At 53.9% G+C, this 17,677-nt stretch carries 14 protein-coding genes; 8 read left to right on the top strand and 6 right to left on the bottom strand.

The features are described 5' to 3' along the window. Nucleotides 1-307 precede the first annotated feature (307 nt). On the top strand, nucleotides 308-1,294 hold the full coding sequence (locus V6U78_RS03070) for an integron integrase (RefSeq protein WP_405337062.1): 987 nt from the start codon (nucleotides 308-310) through the stop codon (nucleotides 1,292-1,294). A gap of 114 nt (nucleotides 1,295-1,408) precedes the next feature. On the opposite strand, the gene V6U78_RS03065 is transcribed toward V6U78_RS03070, so the two are convergent. Further along, nucleotides 1,409-2,926 carry a fumarate hydratase gene (locus V6U78_RS03065; protein ID WP_405337060.1) on the bottom strand — a complete coding sequence of 506 codons (1,518 nt, stop codon included), beginning with the start codon at nucleotides 2,924-2,926 and terminating at the stop codon, nucleotides 1,409-1,411. A gap of 211 nt (nucleotides 2,927-3,137) precedes the next feature. On the opposite strand from V6U78_RS03065, the gene V6U78_RS03060 reads away from it, so the two are divergent. From V6U78_RS03060 to V6U78_RS03030, 7 genes are all read left to right on the top strand, one after another. After that, complete coding sequence (locus tag V6U78_RS03060) at nucleotides 3,138-4,475, top strand: DEAD/DEAH box helicase (RefSeq protein ID WP_405337058.1); 1,338 nt, start codon at nucleotides 3,138-3,140, stop codon at nucleotides 4,473-4,475. A 272-nt stretch (nucleotides 4,476-4,747) separates the two neighbouring features. After that, a complete protein-coding gene (locus tag V6U78_RS03055; RefSeq protein WP_405337056.1) occupies nucleotides 4,748-5,839 on the top strand; it encodes an MlaE family ABC transporter permease in 1,092 nt (363 codons plus the stop codon). A gap of 3 nt (nucleotides 5,840-5,842) precedes the next feature. Further along, on the top strand, nucleotides 5,843-6,628 hold the full coding sequence (locus tag V6U78_RS03050; protein WP_405337054.1) for an ABC transporter ATP-binding protein: 786 nt from the start codon (nucleotides 5,843-5,845) through the stop codon (nucleotides 6,626-6,628). After that, nucleotides 6,625-7,518 carry an MlaD family protein gene (locus V6U78_RS03045; RefSeq protein WP_405337052.1) on the top strand — a complete coding sequence of 298 codons (894 nt, stop codon included), beginning with the start codon at nucleotides 6,625-6,627 and terminating at the stop codon, nucleotides 7,516-7,518. The genes V6U78_RS03050 and V6U78_RS03045 overlap by 4 nt, the downstream gene beginning before the upstream one ends. Nucleotides 7,519-7,521: 3 nt before the next feature. Then, nucleotides 7,522-8,133: an ABC-type transport auxiliary lipoprotein family protein gene (locus tag V6U78_RS03040; protein ID WP_405337050.1), complete on the top strand. Its 612-nt coding sequence runs from the start codon at nucleotides 7,522-7,524 to the stop codon at nucleotides 8,131-8,133. Nucleotides 8,134-8,336: 203 nt separating this feature from the next. Beyond that, nucleotides 8,337-9,923, top strand: coding sequence for an ABC transporter permease (locus V6U78_RS03035; protein ID WP_405337048.1), 1,587 nt, complete (start codon nucleotides 8,337-8,339; stop codon nucleotides 9,921-9,923). Next, on the top strand, nucleotides 9,923-10,972 hold the full coding sequence (locus V6U78_RS03030) for an ABC transporter ATP-binding protein (protein ID WP_405337046.1): 1,050 nt from the start codon (nucleotides 9,923-9,925) through the stop codon (nucleotides 10,970-10,972). The genes V6U78_RS03035 and V6U78_RS03030 overlap by 1 nt, the downstream gene beginning before the upstream one ends. On the opposite strand, the gene V6U78_RS03025 is transcribed toward V6U78_RS03030, so the two are convergent. The 5 genes from V6U78_RS03025 to V6U78_RS03005 form a co-directional block, all read right to left on the bottom strand. Continuing rightward, nucleotides 10,969-11,559, bottom strand: coding sequence for a YqiA/YcfP family alpha/beta fold hydrolase (locus V6U78_RS03025; protein WP_405337044.1), 591 nt, complete (start codon nucleotides 11,557-11,559; stop codon nucleotides 10,969-10,971). The genes V6U78_RS03030 and V6U78_RS03025 overlap by 4 nt on opposite strands. A gap of 53 nt (nucleotides 11,560-11,612) precedes the next feature. Further along, nucleotides 11,613-12,230, bottom strand: coding sequence for a bifunctional phosphoserine phosphatase/homoserine phosphotransferase ThrH (thrH, locus tag V6U78_RS03020; RefSeq protein ID WP_405337042.1), 618 nt, complete (start codon nucleotides 12,228-12,230; stop codon nucleotides 11,613-11,615). 112 nt (nucleotides 12,231-12,342) lie between these two features. Continuing rightward, nucleotides 12,343-13,314, bottom strand: coding sequence for an HTH-type transcriptional regulator CysB (cysB, locus tag V6U78_RS03015; protein ID WP_405337040.1), 972 nt, complete (start codon nucleotides 13,312-13,314; stop codon nucleotides 12,343-12,345). 170 nt (nucleotides 13,315-13,484) lie between these two features. Next, nucleotides 13,485-15,392 carry a CHASE2 domain-containing protein gene (locus tag V6U78_RS03010; RefSeq protein WP_405337038.1) on the bottom strand — a complete coding sequence of 636 codons (1,908 nt, stop codon included), beginning with the start codon at nucleotides 15,390-15,392 and terminating at the stop codon, nucleotides 13,485-13,487. Nucleotides 15,393-15,634: 242 nt separating this feature from the next. Further along, nucleotides 15,635-17,572 (bottom strand): methyl-accepting chemotaxis protein, encoded by a 1,938-nt coding sequence (locus V6U78_RS03005; RefSeq protein ID WP_405337036.1) that lies wholly within the window; start codon nucleotides 17,570-17,572, stop codon nucleotides 15,635-15,637. Between the last annotated feature and the right edge of the window lie 105 nt (nucleotides 17,573-17,677).

Here is a 17,677-nt window from a genome sequence, read left to right as displayed (position 1 = left end):
ATTTTATTAGTGGGCAGGCGCTTTTCTACAAAGCAATCACCCGTGTGATTCAAGGTAAGCTACCGTAAAACCACTCTTTTTCCTAGCCTGCTCAGCAGACTCACAAGGCAAAGGAGTTGGCCTATTTCTCTTAATTCTAGGCAGCCATCTGAACGAGACAAAAACCCCATCTCATTGTTTTGCAAGGATTGATTTCAATCCGTGCAGTGTAAAACGTGCCTTTATTCAAAATAAATGACTCATTAAGGAGGCAAAATCCACAATAGGCTGTATATTTAAACAGTCAAGCTTACAAGGAGTGTCAGCCATGCCAGCCAGCCCCTTCTTAACATCTATTCGTGAGGATTTACGCCAAAAAGGCTATGCCTTCAAGACTGAAAAGACCTACTTACATTGGATAAGGCGATTTATTCTCTTTCATGGTAAGCGCCACCCGCAGGAAATGGGTGGTGAAGAGGTCCGTCTTTTCCTGTCTTTTCTTGCCAATACCAAGCATGTGACGATCAATACGCAGAAGACGGCTTTAAATGCCCTTGCCTTTCTTTACAATCAATTTCTCGATCAGCCTTTGGGAGATCTTGATTTTAGTCCGGCGAAGAAGCCACGCCGCTTGCCAGTGGTAATGTCAACAGCCGAGGTCAAGCGTGTTCTGGACCAGCTGAGCCCACGTCATCGTTTGATTTTCTCTTTACTCTATGGTGGCGGGCTTAGAGTTAGTGAGTGCTTACGTTTACGTGTTAAGGATCTCGATTTTGATCATCAATCCATGCTGATCCACGATAGCAAAGGTGGGAAATCAAGAAGCACGCTTTTGCCCACTAGCCTGATACCTGATTTACGCGCTTTGATTGATGAAGTGATCTTGATTCAAGAGCAGGATAATCTGCAAGGAGTGGGGCCTTCTCTGCCCTATGCTTTAGATCGCAAACTACCAGCAGCCTATCGACAACCAGCATGGATGTATCTCTTCCCTTCAACACAGCTGAGTCAGCATCCTTTGTCTGGCAAACTCTGTCGCCATCACCTTGATGATTCGGCCTTGCGTAAGGTATTAAAGGTGGCCGTCGCCGAGGCTGGAATCAGAAACAAAAGAATTACCTGCCATACGTTTCGTCATTCTTTTGCAACGCATTTATTGCAAGCAGGCCGAGATATTCGCACAGTGCAGGAGTTGCTTGGGCATAACGATGTGAGTACAACGCAGATTTATACCCATGTGATCGGTCAGCATTTTGCGGGCACCGCCAGTCCTTTGGATCAGCTAGAGGCATTTTCAGGCACGCTACCGCCATGAAAGTCGCTATGCAGCACTTCCCTCCTTGAAAACCGCTTTCCTTGTGTGCTGCTTAATCACTCCTTGAACCGAGCCACCTCGTCCTTGGGGTGGCTTTCATCGACTTCTGATGTCTTAGACTGCGGCTGCATCCTTGGCGATAATATCCTTCCACTTGGCTGGGCCAAGGTTATGGATGGATTCACCCTGAACATCAACTGCGACCGTCACCGGCATGTCTTCCACATCAAATTCGTAGATGGCTTCCATCCCCAGATCTTCAAAAGCCAGCACCTTGGCATGCTTAATGGCTTGCGCAACCAAATAAGCGGCGCCACCCACTGCCATCAGGTACACGGCTTGGTTATCACGGATAGCCTCGATTGCGATGGGGCCACGCTCAGATTTACCGATCATACCCAATAAGCCTGTTTTTTCCAGTACGGTGCGGGTAAATTTATCCATACGCGTGGCCGTCGTCGGGCCAGCTGGTCCCACCACTTCTTCACGCACTGGGTCAACAGGGCCAACATAATAGATAAATTTGCCGTTCAGATCGACAGGCAGCTCTTCGCCCTTGTTGATCATATCCACCATGCGTTTGTGTGCAGCATCACGGCCGGTCAGCATTTTGCCAGAGAGCAGCACGACATCGCCAGGCTTGAGATCTTTGACTTCTTCGCGTGTGACGGTATTCAGGTTGATGCGCTTGACGCCAGCGCCAGCCTCACGGGTCACTTCAGGCCAGTCTTCCAGCTTGGGCGCTTCCAGAGCCGCAGGGCCAGAACCATCCAGCACAAAGTGGGTGTGGCGCGTGGCGGCGCAGTTAGGAATAATCGCCACTGGCTTGTTGGCCGCGTGAGTGGGGTAGTCCTTGACTTTGATATCCAGAACCGTCGTCAGTCCGCCCAGGCCTTGTGCGCCAATTCCGAGCTGGTTGACCTTTTCATAGAGTTCCAGACGCAGTTCTTCCGCACGATTGCTGGCACCCCGAGCTTGCAGATCTTGGATATCGATCGGCTCCAATAAAGCTTCTTTAGCCAACAGCATGGCTTTTTCAGCGGTACCACCAATACCTATGCCCAGCATACCGGGCGGACACCAGCCTGCGCCCATTTTGGGGATCTGCTCCAGCACCCACTCAACAACGTCATCAGATGGATTGAGCATCGCAAACTTGGATTTGGCCTCAGAGCCGCCACCTTTGGCTGCCACATGCACATCAACGGTGTTGCCAGGTACTAGCTTGGTGTGAATGATGGCTGGAGTGTTGTCTTTGGTGTTAGCACGCTTGCCGTCCGGATCAGCCAGTACCGAGGCACGCAGGACGTTGTCCGGGTGCAGATAAGCACGGCGTACGCCTTCGTTGACCATATCTTCAACGCTCATGGTCGCGTCATCCCAGCGCACATCCATACCGATATCCAAGAAGACAGTCACGATGCCGGTATCTTGGCAAATAGGACGATGACCCATGGCACACATGCGCGAGTTAATCAGAATCTGCGCCATCGCATCCTTGGCAGCAGGCGAGGCTTCGCGCTCATAGGCCTGATTGAGCGAATCGATAAAATCCTTGGGGTGGTAGTAGGAAATAAACTGCAAAGCATCAGCAACGCTTTGAATCAGGTCGTCCTGGCGGATGACGGTCATAAACGAGTCCTCTTGGCTGTTCTATTTGAATAGAGTCTGTTCTGTTGAAATGCACCTTGCTTGATCGCGCATGAGTATACCATTCCCTTGCAGCCAGACCAGCCAGTCATAAGTCGAAGGAATACCAGTGACAGCAGTAGTCGGCATACTGTATGCTGCAGGAACGTCCTTAACGACGCCCTTCTTTACGTTACCGAGATTCCCTGATTCTATGAGTTTTTCCTCTTTGGGCCTCAGCGCCCCGATTCTTGCTGCTCTGGAGCAACAAGGCTATACCCAACCCACTCCTATTCAAACCCAAGCCATTCCAGCCATCATGCAAGGCCAGGATGTCATGGCCGCAGCCCAAACCGGCACCGGCAAAACGGCAGGCTTTACGCTACCGATTTTAGAGCGTTTATCGCGTGGCAAACCCGCTGGAGCCAATCAGGCTCGCACCTTAATCCTGACGCCAACGCGTGAATTGGCCGCCCAGGTAGGCGAAAGCGTGGCTACCTATGGCCGCCAGATGCAGCTGAAGTCCACCGTGGTTTTTGGTGGCGTCAAAATCAATCCGCAGATGATGAAACTGCGCCGTGGTGTTGATGTGCTGGTCGCCACGCCAGGTCGCTTGCTCGATCTATTCAATCAAAACGCAGTCAAGTTTGATCACCTCGAAGTACTGGTACTGGATGAAGCCGACCGCATGCTGGATATGGGTTTTATCCATGATATCAAGCGCATACTGAAGATCCTGCCTGCCAAGCGACAGAACCTGCTTTTCTCCGCGACTTTTTCGGATGAGATACGTCAGCTGGCGAAAGGGCTGGTCAACAATCCGGTTGAAATTTCGGTCAGTCCACGCAACACCACGGCAGAGAAGGTCACGCAGTCAGTTTATCTGGTCGATAAAAAACAAAAGCCAGCACTGCTGGTGAAACTGCTGGTTGATCATCAGTGGGGCCAAACACTGGTCTTCACCAAAACCAAACACGGTGCCAATAAGCTCACCAAATACCTAGAAGAAAGTGGCTTTCAGGCTGCGGCCATTCATGGCAATAAAAGTCAGGGCGCACGCACTAAGGCGCTGGCTGGCTTCAAGGATAATTCGATTCAAATTCTGGTGGCGACCGATATTGCGGCGCGTGGTCTCGATATTGATCAGCTGCCGCAAGTGGTCAACTATGAGCTGCCCAATGTCGCTGAGGATTATGTCCATCGTATTGGACGCACAGGGCGCGCAGGTGCCAGCGGTGAAGCGGTCTCACTGGTTGAGCCAGAAGAAAACAAGCTGTTAAAGGCCATTGAAAGACTCACCAATCAGCAGATTCCACGCCTGCAAGCCGAAGGCTTTGCCGCACCCAAAGCACCAGCAGCCGGAGCCTCCAAGCCTGCCGCAGGACGTACACACCAGCCGAGGTCTCGTGCAGCCAAGCCCAAGGCGCGCACCCAAAGCTCAGGTCACAAACCTGCTGGAGCACAAACTGCGCCAGCGAATACATCCAAGCCAGCCTCGGCACCCAAGCGGCGTCGATCACCGCGACCGCAAGCGGCGCGTCAGGTCGATTAGGAGGCCTCTGATTAACTACTGCGCTTGGTGATGCTACGTTAAAATTGGTCTCAAAATGCTCATTGACTCCGTGTCAACTCCGCTTTTTCGATCAATTTTGCCTTGCGACCTACATGGATGTAGGAAGTGCAGCCATTCGTCTGGAACGAATGCTGTCCTGACCTGCGCTCGTGACGTTGATCAGAGGTTCCTTAAGCACTGCTGACACCAACAGCTGACAAACAAAACGGATTCAAGGATAATCCAGCTCTTGGGTATTGATGGAGCCATTCATGGAAGTTGCTAAACAAGCCCCGCGTCTTTTAACCGAGCCAGATGGCTCGGTGATCTCGGGCGATTGGACAACAGCGCACCTGGCACTCTGGTTGCGGCTGGAAAAAAACCTGACGCAGCTTTCTGGCCCCGTTCGACTCGAATGCGCACAGATGGATACCAACGGCGCGGTGGTTTTTTTACGCGTCTTTGGCACTCACGCCGCCGCCTGGCCCGCAGGGCTGACCGATGAGCAGCGCCAACTCCTGACCTCACTCCACCAGCGCACCTGTCCTGCTGAGCCAGCCGCAGCCAAGCTCAACCCTTTGGCGCGTCTCGGTCAAGGCGTGATGCTGCTGGGCAGCCATGCGCTAGAATTATTGGATTTTCTCGGTCGCCTGACTCTGGCGGGCTTACAAAGCCTGCGTCATCCACGCTTGATTCGCTGGCGTTTGCTGCTGGATGTCATCCAAAAAGATGGCCTCCATGCGATGCCGATTATCGCACTGCTCTCTTTTTTACTCGGTGCTGTCGTGGCCTATCAAGGCGGGCTGCAGCTGGCCACCTATGGGGCCAATATCTTTATTGTCGAACTGGTTGCTCTCACCCATTTGCGTGAACTTGGCCCATTGATTGCCGCCATTTTGGTGGCTGGGCGCTCTGGATCAGCCTATGCCGCGCAGCTGGCAACGATGAATATGAATCAAGAAATCATGGCGTTAAAAAGCCTAGGACAAGACCCCTTTCATTGGCTGGTTCTGCCCAAGCTCTTTGGCTTGCTGCTGGTGCTGCCTCTGCTGACGGTTCTGGCTGATCTATGCGGACTGCTCGGCGGCATGCTGGTGGCGCAGATGCAGTTGGATGTCTCTCCAACTGTGTTCTGGCAACGCCTCGGCAGTCAGGTTGATATCCAGCATTTTCTGGTGGGCCTGTATAAAGCGCCGGTTTTTGCGCTGATTATTGTCAACGTCGGCTGTATGCAAGGCATGCTGGCCAAGGGGGGCTCAGAGGCTGTCGGCCAACGCACAACACGCAGTGTGGTTCAGGCTATCTTTCTGGTGATTATTGCCGATGCGCTCTTCTCGATCATCTTCAGCGATCTGGGGTGGTAGATCATGAGCCAGCCGATCATCCAATTACATCAGCTCAAGACCCAGTTTGGGACTCAGGTCGTTCACCAGCAGCTGGATCTGACCATCTATGCCGGAGAGAGGGTGGCTTTGGTCGGCGGCAGCGGCACAGGCAAATCCGTTCTGCTGAATGAAATAGCCCTGTTACTGCGCCCAACAGCAGGCGAGATCCATCTTTTTGGTGAGCCCATTCACCGCTTAAAGGCGGATCAGATTCAAAAGCGCCGCTTGATGATGGGGATGATGTTCCAGCAGGGTGCGCTCTTCTCAAGTCTCACCCTGTTAGAAAATATCATGCTGCCCCTCAGAGAAAGCCAGAAGCTGCCGATCAGCCTGCTCAAAGAGCTGGCGATGCTCAAGCTCTGTCTTGTGGGTTTACCGGCGCAGGCGGCTCATAAATACCCGCAGGAAATCAGCGGCGGGATGCTCAAACGGGCTGCGGTTGCGCGGGCCTTGGCACTTGATCCACCGCTGCTGCTGCTTGATGAACCTACGGCGGGCCTCGATCCGGCCGGGGCGGCAGCCTTTGATCAGATGCTGCTTGAGCTGCATCAACACCAGAATCTGACGCTGCTGCTGGTGACCCATGATCTGGATTCGTTATGGACAGTGACCAATCAAGTGGCCTTTCTTGGAGAAGGCCGTGTCCTTTGTAAAGCGCCCATGCGCGAACTGATGCAGCACCCCCATCCTTTGATTCAGCATTATTTTTCTAATCAGCGCGCCGCTTTCGCCTATGATCGCGCTGCTTCATCCATGAGGCCAGTATGAACCCTAAGGTCAACTATACTCTGGTCGGACTGTTTGTCGTGTTGCTGGTAGTCGCCGGATTGATGCTTTCCGCACTGATGACACGCGATAGCCGTAACCAGAATCGCGAGCTGTATTACACCTACTTTTATGATTCAGTCTCAGGACTCAATGAGCGCGCTGCCGTGCGCTACAATGGTGTCCCTGTCGGCTTTGTTGAAAGCATCTCACTGGTGACCGAGCCAGAAGAGGCCGTTCGTCTGGGCTTGCGCCTCGACCCGAGTACGCCCTTGCGCACGGATACCTACGCCTCACTGCAACACCAGGGCATCACTGGCTTGTTGTTTGTGGAACTCAAAAGCCGCGGCACCGGCGGTGATCCGCTGACGACGCAAGAAAACCAACCGACCACCATCCCCAGCCATGCGTCACGCCTGGTCGAGATCGCTGAAATGCTGGACCACTCCTTGCAGCAGTTCAATCAGCTGTCTGCCGCACTGGTTCAAGTCAGTGAGCAGCTGGCGCTGATGACTGATCAAGGCATGCGCAATCAAATCAGCGATCTGCTTAACGCCACAGAGCGTTTGGTTCAAGTAGCTGAAAATCGTGTCGCGGCCTTTGAACCAGAAGTTTTTCAAGGTCTGGCGCTCAGCATGACGCAGCTCGTTGATCAGCTCAGCACCCAGCTACCCCAGAGCCTGACCCGCCTCGAAGAGGCCAGCATCACCCAACTCACCCATCTGAGCGAGCAGATCACACTCCTCTCGCAGGATGCACGCAGCTCAAGTCGCCAGTTAGTGCCGCTGATCCGCGAGGCAGAAGAACTGCTGGAGCAGCTGCAACAAGAAGGCCGCAGCTGGCTACGTAGCAATCAACACCGTCCACTCGGTCCCGGCGAGGAGGCCAGATAAATCATGTTGACCCTCAATAGACTCTTATCGCGCGGGCTTCAAATCAGCGCCCTGCTTCTGCTGCTGATCAGCCTGCACGCCTGCACACTCTTGCCTCACCCTGAGCCAGAACCCAAGCGTCTGCAACTTGCCCTGCCTATGATGAATACAAACCCGCTCGCGTCTTCAGGTGGCCTGCATTTGGCGATTGACCGGCCCAATGCCGCTGGACCGTTACGCAGTCGCGATCTCTGGTATCGCGAAGAGCAGGCCTTGAATGCCTTTAGCCGCTACCAATGGGCAGAAAGTCTAGACCTGCAGCTACAACGCTGGCTGGTCCACGGGCTGGGGCAAGCCAGTTGGACGCACAGTGTCTTGCCGGATCAACCTGGCTTTACCAGTGATCTGCGTCTGCTACTGACTCTAGATCAGTGGTACTTGAACCTGCCTGAGCAAACGCTGGATATTGATCTTCAGATCACACTGCTCGATCCACAGGGCGTGAGTCTTTATCAACGTCGCTGGCAAGCCAAACCGAGCGTCGCACCGGTTTCTCCACTGGGCATGGTCCAGGCGTCACAAATCTGGCTTGAAGCTTGGTTGATCGAGTTGGAAGCAGATTTAGGCAGCCTGTGACTCACTATTGCGCTGGGTCATGCGATCTCTTTCGTAAAAGCGCATCGGCCTCTCACCTCAGCAGAGCGCCTGAGGTGAAGAGGGCTGTTTGACGCCAGCCCCTCTAGTTTTGATTTTAATTATCATTTACTTAAGCACTGAAATCTGGTAATTTTTGACCTCTTATTTTTGTCTACCATCCGTTCAGGAAGCTTGCATCCTCTATGTCTGTCGTGGTCGCACCCCAGCAGCCTGTCGCGCAACGCACACGGGCCCCGCTCTACCTGCTGATACCAGCGACCTTGGTTGCTGTAGCGATGCTTATTCCACTCTTCTATTTATTTTTGCGTGCTTTTCAAGCTGAACCGGCTCAGTTAGCCGATATTTTGTGGCGACAACGTAATCTCGATCTGCTGTGGAATACGCTCAAACTGACTGGCGGCGTGCTGATTCTGACTACCCTGATGGCATTGCCCACGGCCTGGCTGGTCACTCGCACGGATATCCGCTTTAAAAAGCTGATTACTCTGCTGGCGGTCATTCCCTTGGCGGTGCCTGGCTATGTGATGGCCTATGCACTGATGGGACTCGGTGGCTACTATGGTGTTTTTGCTCAGCTGTTTGGCTGGCAGCTCCCCCGCATCAGCGGCTATTGGGGCGCACTGATGGCGCTTTCTTTTTATACCTTCTCCTATCTTTTTTTGAATCTGCGTGCAGCCCTACTCGGACTAGATCCCAATTTAGAAGAAAGCGCACAATCTCTTGGCTATGGCCCTTGGGCGACCTTTCGTCATGTGCTGCTGCCACACCTCTTGCCTGCGCTGATGGCGGGCTGGCTGGTCATCGGCTTGTATGTGATGGGCGATTTTGGCGCGGTAGCCTTAATGCGCTATGAGGCCTTCAGCTATGCCATTTTCAACCAGTATGAAAACTCCTTTGATCGCTTTTATGCCGCTTGGCTATCGTTGATGCTCCTCGCTTTGGCTGCCAGCTTTGTCATGATGGAAACCCTGATTAAGCGCAAGCGCCTGGCCAGTCTGGGCAGCAGCGCACCGCGTCAGCAGCGTCAGAGCCGTTTAGGATGGCTCCACCTGCCTGCCTGGTTGTATCTGAGTGCCGTATTTTTAAGCTCGATTGGCCTGCCGGTGATGATTCTGGCCTACTGGCTGATCCTCGCGCCCCCTGATCTGAGCTTCTTTTTACAAGTGCCGGCCACCTTTTTGCGTTCAGCAACCGTCGCGATTCCTGCTGCCTTGCTGACCAGCCTGATGGCGATTCCAGTGGCCTATCTGCTGGTGCGCTATCCATCACGCTGGTCGAGCCTCATTGAGCGCTCAACCTATATCGGCTATGCCCTGCCACCCATTACACTGGCTCTGGCAATGGTCTATTTTGCGCTCAATACGGCCTACTTTCTTTATCAAACTCTGGCCATGCTGGTTTTTGCGCTGGCGCTGGCTACGCTGGCCTTGGCGATGGGGCCGATACGCAGCCACCTGCTACAAACCCGCGTCAATCTTGAAGAAGCGGCCTTCTCGCTCGGCTACAGTCCTTTGGCCACCTTTTATCATGTGATCTTTCCGCGTTTAAGACGCAGCCTGCTGGCCTCGGCCACGCTGGTCTTCTTGTTTTGCATGAAGGAGCTGCCCATCACCATGCTGCTGTCGCCGACCAACTACACCACCCTCGCAGTCACTGTGTACACGCGCACGTCTGAGGGCATGATGGCCGAAGCGGCCCCCTTTGCGGCGGCGATCCTACTGTTTTCAACCCTGTCCGTTGGACTGGTTCTGAATCGAGAGAAAGCCTAGTGAATGCCTTAACATCTCCTCCTCTGTTGCAGGTCAAGGATCTGTGTAAAAGCTATGCCCAGCAAACTGAATGGGCAGTGGATCATGTCAGCTTCAGCCTTGGCCGTGGCGAAATCTTGGCGCTGCTGGGTCCCAGTGGATGCGGCAAGACCACTACCTTGCGCATGCTGGCAGGCTTTGAAAAACCCAATCAAGGCCAGATCCTGCTTAAAGAGCAGGATATCACTGAGAGTCCACCGCAAAAGCGCAATATTGGCATCGTTTTTCAGGACTACGCCCTTTTTCCCCATATGACCTTGCTGCGCAATGTGACCTTTGCCATGCGTCATATCGAGAAGACGCAGCAGGTTGAGAAGGCACTGGAATGGCTGCAGCTGGTGGGTTTAAAAGACTATGCCAAGCGCTATCCGCATGAGCTGTCTGGCGGTCAACAACAAAGGGTGGCTTTGGCGCGGACGCTGGCCGCAGAACCGGAACTGGTGCTCTTGGATGAGCCTTTTTCCAACCTGGATGCGGCCTTGCGAGAATCAACACGTAAGGAGATGCGCCAGCTGTTTAAGAAGGCAGGCACGTCGGTCATTCTGGTCACCCACGATCAGGCCGAGGCGCTGACCTTTGCAGATCGCGTGGGCGTCATGCAACAAGGCCAGCTGGTGCAGCTCAATACACCTCAGCTGGTCTATCAACAGCCAGCCAATGCCTTTGTTGCCAAGTTCTTGGGCCACACCAATCTGCTCCAAGGCACGGCACAAGGTTTAGAAGCCAGTACAGCACTGGGGCGCATTCAGCTTAATCGCGATACTCAAGGCGAAGTGCAGCTATCCTTGCGGCCTGAAGACCTGTATATGGTCGCCAGCGACAGTGATCAGGCTGCCTTGGTCAAGGAAAGAGAGTTTCGTGGCCACGATTATCTCTATGTGCTGGAGCAAGATGGCGCAGAGTATTGTGTGATCACCCCCAGCCACCATTATTTTGAGCTGGGCAGTCGTGTTGAGCTACGCAGTGAACGCTTCGCGGCAGTGCTGCCTCCACAGATGTTTGGCGCTTAACCCTCTTGATCTGCGGCATGCTGGTCAAGGAAGGCCACCAGCGTAGGAATATGCCGCTCAAAGCCTGCAAAACCATGATCCCCACCCTCTTCTAGGCAGAGTTCAGCTTCTGGATAGGCCAGCTGCGCTTGGCGATAATCCAACACTTCATCCCCGGTTTGCAGCAGCAATCGACAAGGCACGCTGGCCTTTTCAACCCGATAAGCGGCCAGACTCTGGCAGTGCTCCTGCGTCCAGCTAAAACGCAGCTGATCGTGATAATGAGTGACCGAGCCTATCGCCTCTTGCAAACGTTGCGCTGGGTTGACGACAGGGTTAATCAACACACAGGGAAGCTGCGCCTGCTGCGCCAGATAGCGTGCATAGAATCCACCAAGCGATGCGCCCACCAATCCCACCCGATAGAAGGGCAGGAGCGCGGTCAGAGTTTCCTGCACACTGGAAAGCGCCAACTGCGGCTGGATTGGCAGCGAGGGCGCGATAAAAGCCAGTTGGTGTTGAGCACACCAAGCGCGAAGCAGCTCGGCCTTGTGGGCCTGACCGCTTGAAGCAAAACCATGCAGATAGATCAGCAGCAGTGGGCGCATCTTGTTGTTCCTTTCAGCAGCAGAGGCTTCTGCTCTGCTGAGCAGCAGACAGCTTACAGGCTTAATGGCCGCTCACTGGCTTGCAAAAAAGCTTTTTTCAGATCGTCGTAGGTGTGCACAGCCGGGAACTGAGGGAACTCAGCAATCACATTATCCGGCGCATGGAAGAGTATTCCCTGCTCGGCTTGTGCCAGCATGGTGGTGTCGTTATAAGAATCCCCCGCCGCGATCACGCGATAGTTCAATAGCTGGAAGGCACGCACGCTCTGACGCTTGGGATCACGTTGACGCAGCTTGTAATCCACCACTCGGCCTTCGGCATCGACTTCAAGCTTGTGGCACAAGAGTGTGGGGTGGCCCAGCTGGCGCATCAAAGGCATGGCAAACTCATAGAAGGTATCCGACAGGATCACCAACTGAAAACGCTCACGCAGCCAGTTCACAAATTCAACCGCACCGGGCAAGGGCTCCAGTTCAGCAATCACCGCCTGAATATCAGGAAGCTTCAAGCCATACTCATCCAGAATACGCAAACGCTGACGCATCAGCACATCATAATCAGGAACATCGCGGGTGGTCGCTTTGAGTGCATCAATGCCAGTTTTTTCAGCAAAAGCGATCCAAATCTCAGGGATCAGTACCCCTTCTAAATCCAGGCAAGCCAATTCCATAATCTTTCTTCCTACTCAGAGAAAAGCCATAAGCATCAACAAAAGACCCAGCACTGGGCTGGGCCTCATCAGAAAGCGCAGTATAGCTTTTTCACATGCAAAATGCTGCTGGCTAGCGCAGTGGCAGGGTCAGATCGGCAAACAGCGCGTCAACCTCGGCTTTCGAGCCCAACTCAAGCGCCTGACTCAGCGTATCGCGATCCAAATGCTGGGCCAAAAGCTCAATAAAGTCATACAGATAGCTGCGCATAAAGGCACCACGACGTAGCCCAAGGCGGGTGATACTTGGCTCAAAAAGATGGCTGGCATCCAGCACGACCAGATCCTCTTCAGCCTGATCGGCAGCCATATGGGCCACAATGCCGACACCCACACCGAGGCGCACATAGGTTTTGATGACATCAGAATCCGCTGCGGTAAACACAAAGCGCGGCTCGATACCAGCTTGCTGAAAAGCTTCATCTACCTTCGCACGACCAGTAAAACCACTGGTATAGGTGACCAGAGGATGCTCTGCCAAGGCCGCCAAGGTTAAAGGCTGCACCTGGGTTAAGGGATGATCCTTCGGCACCAGCACACAACGGTTCCACTGATAGCAAGGGAAGGTGATCAAATCGTTGGTATTGGCGATGGATTCTGTCGCAATGGCCAGATCGGCTTCACCCTCAACCACCATCTGGGCAATTTGTGGCGGTGTCCCCTGCTTGAGGCTCAGCGTGACCTCGGGATAGCGCTGAATAAACTGCTGAATGACCTCGGGCAGAATGTAACGCGCCTGAGTATGGGTGGTTGCCAGCACCAGACTGCCGCGTTTGGCATCGCTGAACTCTTGCGCCGCTCGCTTGATATTCTCAGCCGTACGCAAGATTTCTCCTGCCATACGCACCACCTCTTGGCCTGCGGGCGTAATGCGTGTGAGGTGCTTACCACTGCGCGCAAAAATCTCGATACCCAGTTCATCCTCCAAGAGGCGGATCTGCTTACTGATCCCTGGCTGAGAGGTATAGAGGCTCTGCGCCGTCGCGGATACATTTAAGTTATGGTGGGCGACTTCCCAAATATAGCGCAGCTGTTGCAGCTTCATCTGACTCTCCAAAAGAAATAAAAAAACCATCTTTGATAGCCAGAAAGAATAATAAGCTGCGTCAACAAAGGCAAGCGCTTTTATAACCTATAAGAATAAAAAATCATCTCCACTGCTGTTTTTGGGTCGAATCTGAGAGTTCGATTCAGCCTGAATACCTCAGTCTCAGCTTAGGGCCATAAATCGGCCGCCAGATCACGCCAATGTAAGGCCCAAGCCTCGACTGCCTGCGCCTTACCTTTAAGCTGCACTGCCCCCACTGGCGCACAATACTGACCAAGGCGTGTCTTGACCAAGGCATAGGTGCTTGGCCCCAGCAGAATATCAACTGGGCGTCCATTCAGATCGGTCAGGCCTTTGGTCGCGCTTTCAAGGCGCGCTGCCGTATTCACTGCATCACCGATGGCCGTGTAGTTAAAACGCCCAGCGGCACCAATGTTACCCACCACGCAAGGGCCAGTATTGAGGCCAATACCCATCGCCAAACGCCGCACATCATCCTCGGCAAAGCGTGCATTAAACGCCTCCAGCGCCTGCTGCATGGCCGCAGCACTGAGACAGGCATGGTAGGCATGTTCTGGATCATCCAGAGGCGCATTAAACAGCGCCATGATGCCATCGCCCATCAGCTTATCGAGCGTGCCCTGAAAACGGTGTAGCTGGGTGATCATGCAGCCAAAATACTGATTCAATAGCTCGACCAGCGCCTCGGTTTCTAGCGCTTCAGTCGTGGGCGTAAAGTTGCGCAAATCAGAGAAGAGCAAGGTGAGCTCTTGCCGCTTGCCGCCAAGCTGAAGCGCACTGCCTTGCTGCACGATCCGCTTCACCAAAGCCGGTGCCACATAGCTGGAAAAGGCACTTTGTAGCTGCTCGCCTTGGCGCTTATGACGCGTGAAGAGAATCAACTCGCCAACCAGCATCGCAACCAGCACCAGCAGTAGCGGATAAAAAGCCTCCAGCCACAGATTGCTCATCCGATATAGCAGTGCGGCCCCTACATACAGGCTGATCATCAACAAGAGATAGCCCGCCAGACGCCAGAGTGCACTCGGCCAGTAGTAGATCCAGATCAGCAACAGCGCGAGCAAGGCCAAACCCAGCCACCAATGCAGAGTCGCAATAGGCTGAATGATATGGCCTTCGAGGAGATTACTGATCAGCGTGACATGCACCAAGGGCCCAGGCAGATAACCCACGGGCGTCGCGCGTAAATCCGTGACACCTGCCTCGCTGACACCAACCAGAACCAGCTTACCCGCCAGGCGCGCTGGGTCCCAATCGGCGGCCAAGACATCCGCCAAGGGGATACGCTGATAGCTTGCTAGCGGGTAATAGCTGAGCTTGATGCGGCCCAGTGTATCCAGTTGCAGCGTCTGGCCTAAAAACTGGGCCTGCCGACCGTCAATCAATAAGGGTTGCTGCTCAGCCAAGCGCAACAGCTGCACCCCTAGATTGGGTACCGCCAGATCATCAACCCAAAAAGCCAAGGGGTAGTGGCGCAGATGTTGATCCGCATCCGGCAGAATATTCAGCGTCGCCAGCACAGGACTAGCGCCACTCAGCAGGGGCGTCGGTAGCTCCAGCTCTTGAGCCTGAATCAGCTGCGCGTGTTGAATCTGAAAAAGCGAAGAATCCAAAAGCTGGGCATAGCCTTCTGCTGTCAGGTGTCTGGCCTGCGGACCATTCAAGAAAACACCATTCACCAGCGGCAGCTGCTGCATCGCCTCGGCCAGCGCCAGATCATCGGCCTCGGTGGTGGCCTCAGCGAACAGCATATCCAGCGCGATGGCTTCGGCCTGATCTAATCTCAACAGGGCCTCGGCCAGCAGGTGACGCGGCCAAGGCCAGCGCCCGTGGGCTTGTACACTGGTATTTTCGATATCGATAAACACCACCTGAGTGGAAGCAGGTCGTGGCTGCCAAGCATGATAGCTATCACTCACCAGCGCCGCAAAACGACTCAACCAGGCTGGAGATGCAGGAGCGAGGCTGCCGATCAGCAAAGTGCTGCACAGCAGAAGGCTCAGGTACAGCAGCTGCAAACGCTCACGTTGCAGTAATGGCAGGGGGTTATTCATTCATAGGCTGACAGCGGTCGACAACCTCTCCTTGATGCGTCATAAAAAGATGAGTCATAGAAAGATGAGTCATAAAAAGATGAATCACAGAAAGATGGGGCACAGAAATTAGGCTTCAGCACTGTAAAAAGGCTCCCTGAACTGGCAATCCACACCCTTCAGAGAACCTCGATGGATCAATACACTGATTGATCAAAGCACTGATGGATCAAAGCACCAGATCTCAGGCTGAAGCTACTGATCTAGAGCTTAAATTGCCCCATCATGTTTTGTAAACGTCCACCCATCTGCGCGAGACCTTCTGACGCACCAGAAATCTCATGCGCGGCCTCGGCGGCCTGCTCAGCAATATCGCGCACACGGATAACGCTTTGGTTGATTTCTTCCGCCACGGCACTTTGCTCTTCAGCGGCGGTCGCAATCTGCTGGTTCATTCCTTGAATACGAGATACCGACTGGGCAATCTTCTCCAGCTGGCCTGCGGCATGACGCGCCTGACGCACACTGCTGTCGGTCACACCACGGCTTTTTTCCATCATCTGCACGGCACCCTGCGCCTTATTCTGCAAGCCAGCAATCAGCTCTTCGATCTCCAGCGTCGAGCCTTGTGTACGCGAGGCCAGACTGCGCACTTCATCCGCCACTACAGCAAAACCACGTCCGGCTTCACCGGCACGCGCGGCTTCAATCGCGGCATTCAGTGCCAAGAGGTTGGTCTGCTCAGCAATGGCTTTGATCACATCCAAAACACCGCCAATGCGATCACTTTCTTCTTTCAGCTGGTTCATCGATTCCGCCGCAGCCAGAATCTCATCTGCCAGGGTTTCAATTTGTTGCGCTGTACCTAATACACTGGAAGAACCGGCCTGCGTCAGCTGATCGGCCTCAGTCGCAGCCAGTGCAGCCAGCTCGGCATTTTGCGCCACTTCTTGTACTGTGGCCGCCATCTCGTTAATCGCTGCCGCAACCTGGTCTGTCTCCTGACACTGGCGCTGCATGCCTTGTGTATTCTGCTCAGAAGAGGAAGACAGCTGAGTGGTGGCTGAGGCCAACTGCAAGCTGCTTTCGCCGATATGCCCCAGCACTTCGCGCAGTTTGGCGTTCATCTCGCCCATGGCTCGAATCAGCTGCCCAACCTCATCGCGGCGCTCACTGGCCAGATCCGACGTCAGATCACCCTGCGCGATTTTCTGCGCTAAAGTCACAACCTCCACCAAGGGCTGCGCGATCAGGCGGGTAATCCCCCAAGCAAAGAAGAGCGCCACCAAAATGGCTAAGCCCACCACCAGCAGCAAACGACTGATCACTTGACTGACAGCCGCAACGCGCTTGGCCAGCTGATCATCAACAAATTCAGTCACCACTGAGCGCATTGTTTGACTCAGGCCTTCCAGCTGGGCACGCTCGGAAACAATATTCTGGTTGACGCCTTGCAGCTGACCCAAGTGGGTGCGATAGCGATTCAGTGCTTCAACAGAGCGATTGGCCTGCTCCATCAAACGCGATTGCCCAAGAAGATTCAGATTCTCCGTGGCCTGAATAATTTGATCCAAAATCTGGTTGGCCGCATCTAAGTGGCGCTGCTGGTCTTCAAGAATATAGCCGCGCATATGAAAACGCAGCAACGCCACCTGCTGGTTGATTCTGGCTGCTTCTAAAGCGGATTCTGTAGCGATCAAGGGATAGTCGGCCATGCGTGCTGTTTGCGTCAGCAACTGCTCCAGCTCACTATAGCCCTGCACCATCTGGTTACCTGCGGCAACCCAGGTTTGACGAACGCCATCCCGTTCGACAGCTAAATCCATCAAGCGCCGAAAATGCCCCCGATACTCTTCGTTTAAGCGCGCCAGCGCAGCCAGCTGCTGTAGGTTGTGCGCATCCGAGAAATGATAGTCATGACCGGTTAGGGACTGTGCCAGTTCATTCAGCCTGGCTTGGACGGCTTGCGCTTGTTGATCATTGGGTTGCTGGCGATAGGCTGCCCGCGCTAGCTCGGTTTGGATCACCAGCTGATCCAGCTCTTCACCCCAACTGGCTTTATTACTGCGATCAATCAGCAGGTTCAGCCCCTGATAACTGGTTGTCGCGACCACCAGCATCAGCAGTACCACGCTCAGAAAGCCAACCAAGAGCTTTCTGGCAATACTGAAATGCTCAAAAAAACCGATCAGGCTTTTCATTTTCTTCTCCGTTTGCATGCATGAAAGAGTGGGATGAGCCCACTTTATTTTTCTTAGCTATTTTTCTTAGCGCCAACTTCAGCTCACCCAGTGGTGAACCTGAGG

Origin of the sequence: Marinospirillum alkalitolerans, assembly GCF_045055655.1 — a bacterium.
Classification (GTDB): Bacteria; Pseudomonadota; Gammaproteobacteria; order Pseudomonadales; family Halomonadaceae; genus Marinospirillum; species Marinospirillum alkalitolerans.
This window is presented reverse-complemented; position numbering and strand designations above follow the sequence as displayed.

What these genes read in the sequence shown, in the direction of transcription:
- V6U78_RS03070 (WP_405337062.1), top strand. Translation starts at nt 308, where the DNA reads ATGCCAGCCAGCCCCTTCTTAACATCTATTCGTGAGGATTTACGCCAA.
- V6U78_RS03065 (WP_405337060.1), bottom strand. Translation starts at nt 2,926, where the DNA reads ATGACCGTCATCCGCCAGGACGACCTGATTCAAAGCGTTGCTGATGCT.
- V6U78_RS03060 (WP_405337058.1), top strand. Translation starts at nt 3,138, where the DNA reads ATGAGTTTTTCCTCTTTGGGCCTCAGCGCCCCGATTCTTGCTGCTCTG.
- V6U78_RS03055 (WP_405337056.1), top strand. Translation starts at nt 4,748, where the DNA reads ATGGAAGTTGCTAAACAAGCCCCGCGTCTTTTAACCGAGCCAGATGGC.
- V6U78_RS03050 (WP_405337054.1), top strand. Translation starts at nt 5,843, where the DNA reads ATGAGCCAGCCGATCATCCAATTACATCAGCTCAAGACCCAGTTTGGG.
- V6U78_RS03045 (WP_405337052.1), top strand. Translation starts at nt 6,625, where the DNA reads ATGAACCCTAAGGTCAACTATACTCTGGTCGGACTGTTTGTCGTGTTG.
- V6U78_RS03040 (WP_405337050.1), top strand. Translation starts at nt 7,522, where the DNA reads ATGTTGACCCTCAATAGACTCTTATCGCGCGGGCTTCAAATCAGCGCC.
- V6U78_RS03035 (WP_405337048.1), top strand. Translation starts at nt 8,337, where the DNA reads ATGTCTGTCGTGGTCGCACCCCAGCAGCCTGTCGCGCAACGCACACGG.
- V6U78_RS03025 (WP_405337044.1), bottom strand. Translation starts at nt 11,559, where the DNA reads ATGCGCCCACTGCTGCTGATCTATCTGCATGGTTTTGCTTCAAGCGGT.
- thrH (WP_405337042.1), bottom strand. Translation starts at nt 12,230, where the DNA reads ATGGAATTGGCTTGCCTGGATTTAGAAGGGGTACTGATCCCTGAGATT.
- cysB (WP_405337040.1), bottom strand. Translation starts at nt 13,314, where the DNA reads ATGAAGCTGCAACAGCTGCGCTATATTTGGGAAGTCGCCCACCATAAC.
- V6U78_RS03010 (WP_405337038.1), bottom strand. Translation starts at nt 15,392, where the DNA reads ATGAATAACCCCCTGCCATTACTGCAACGTGAGCGTTTGCAGCTGCTG.
- V6U78_RS03005 (WP_405337036.1), bottom strand. Translation starts at nt 17,572, where the DNA reads ATGAAAAGCCTGATCGGTTTTTTTGAGCATTTCAGTATTGCCAGAAAG.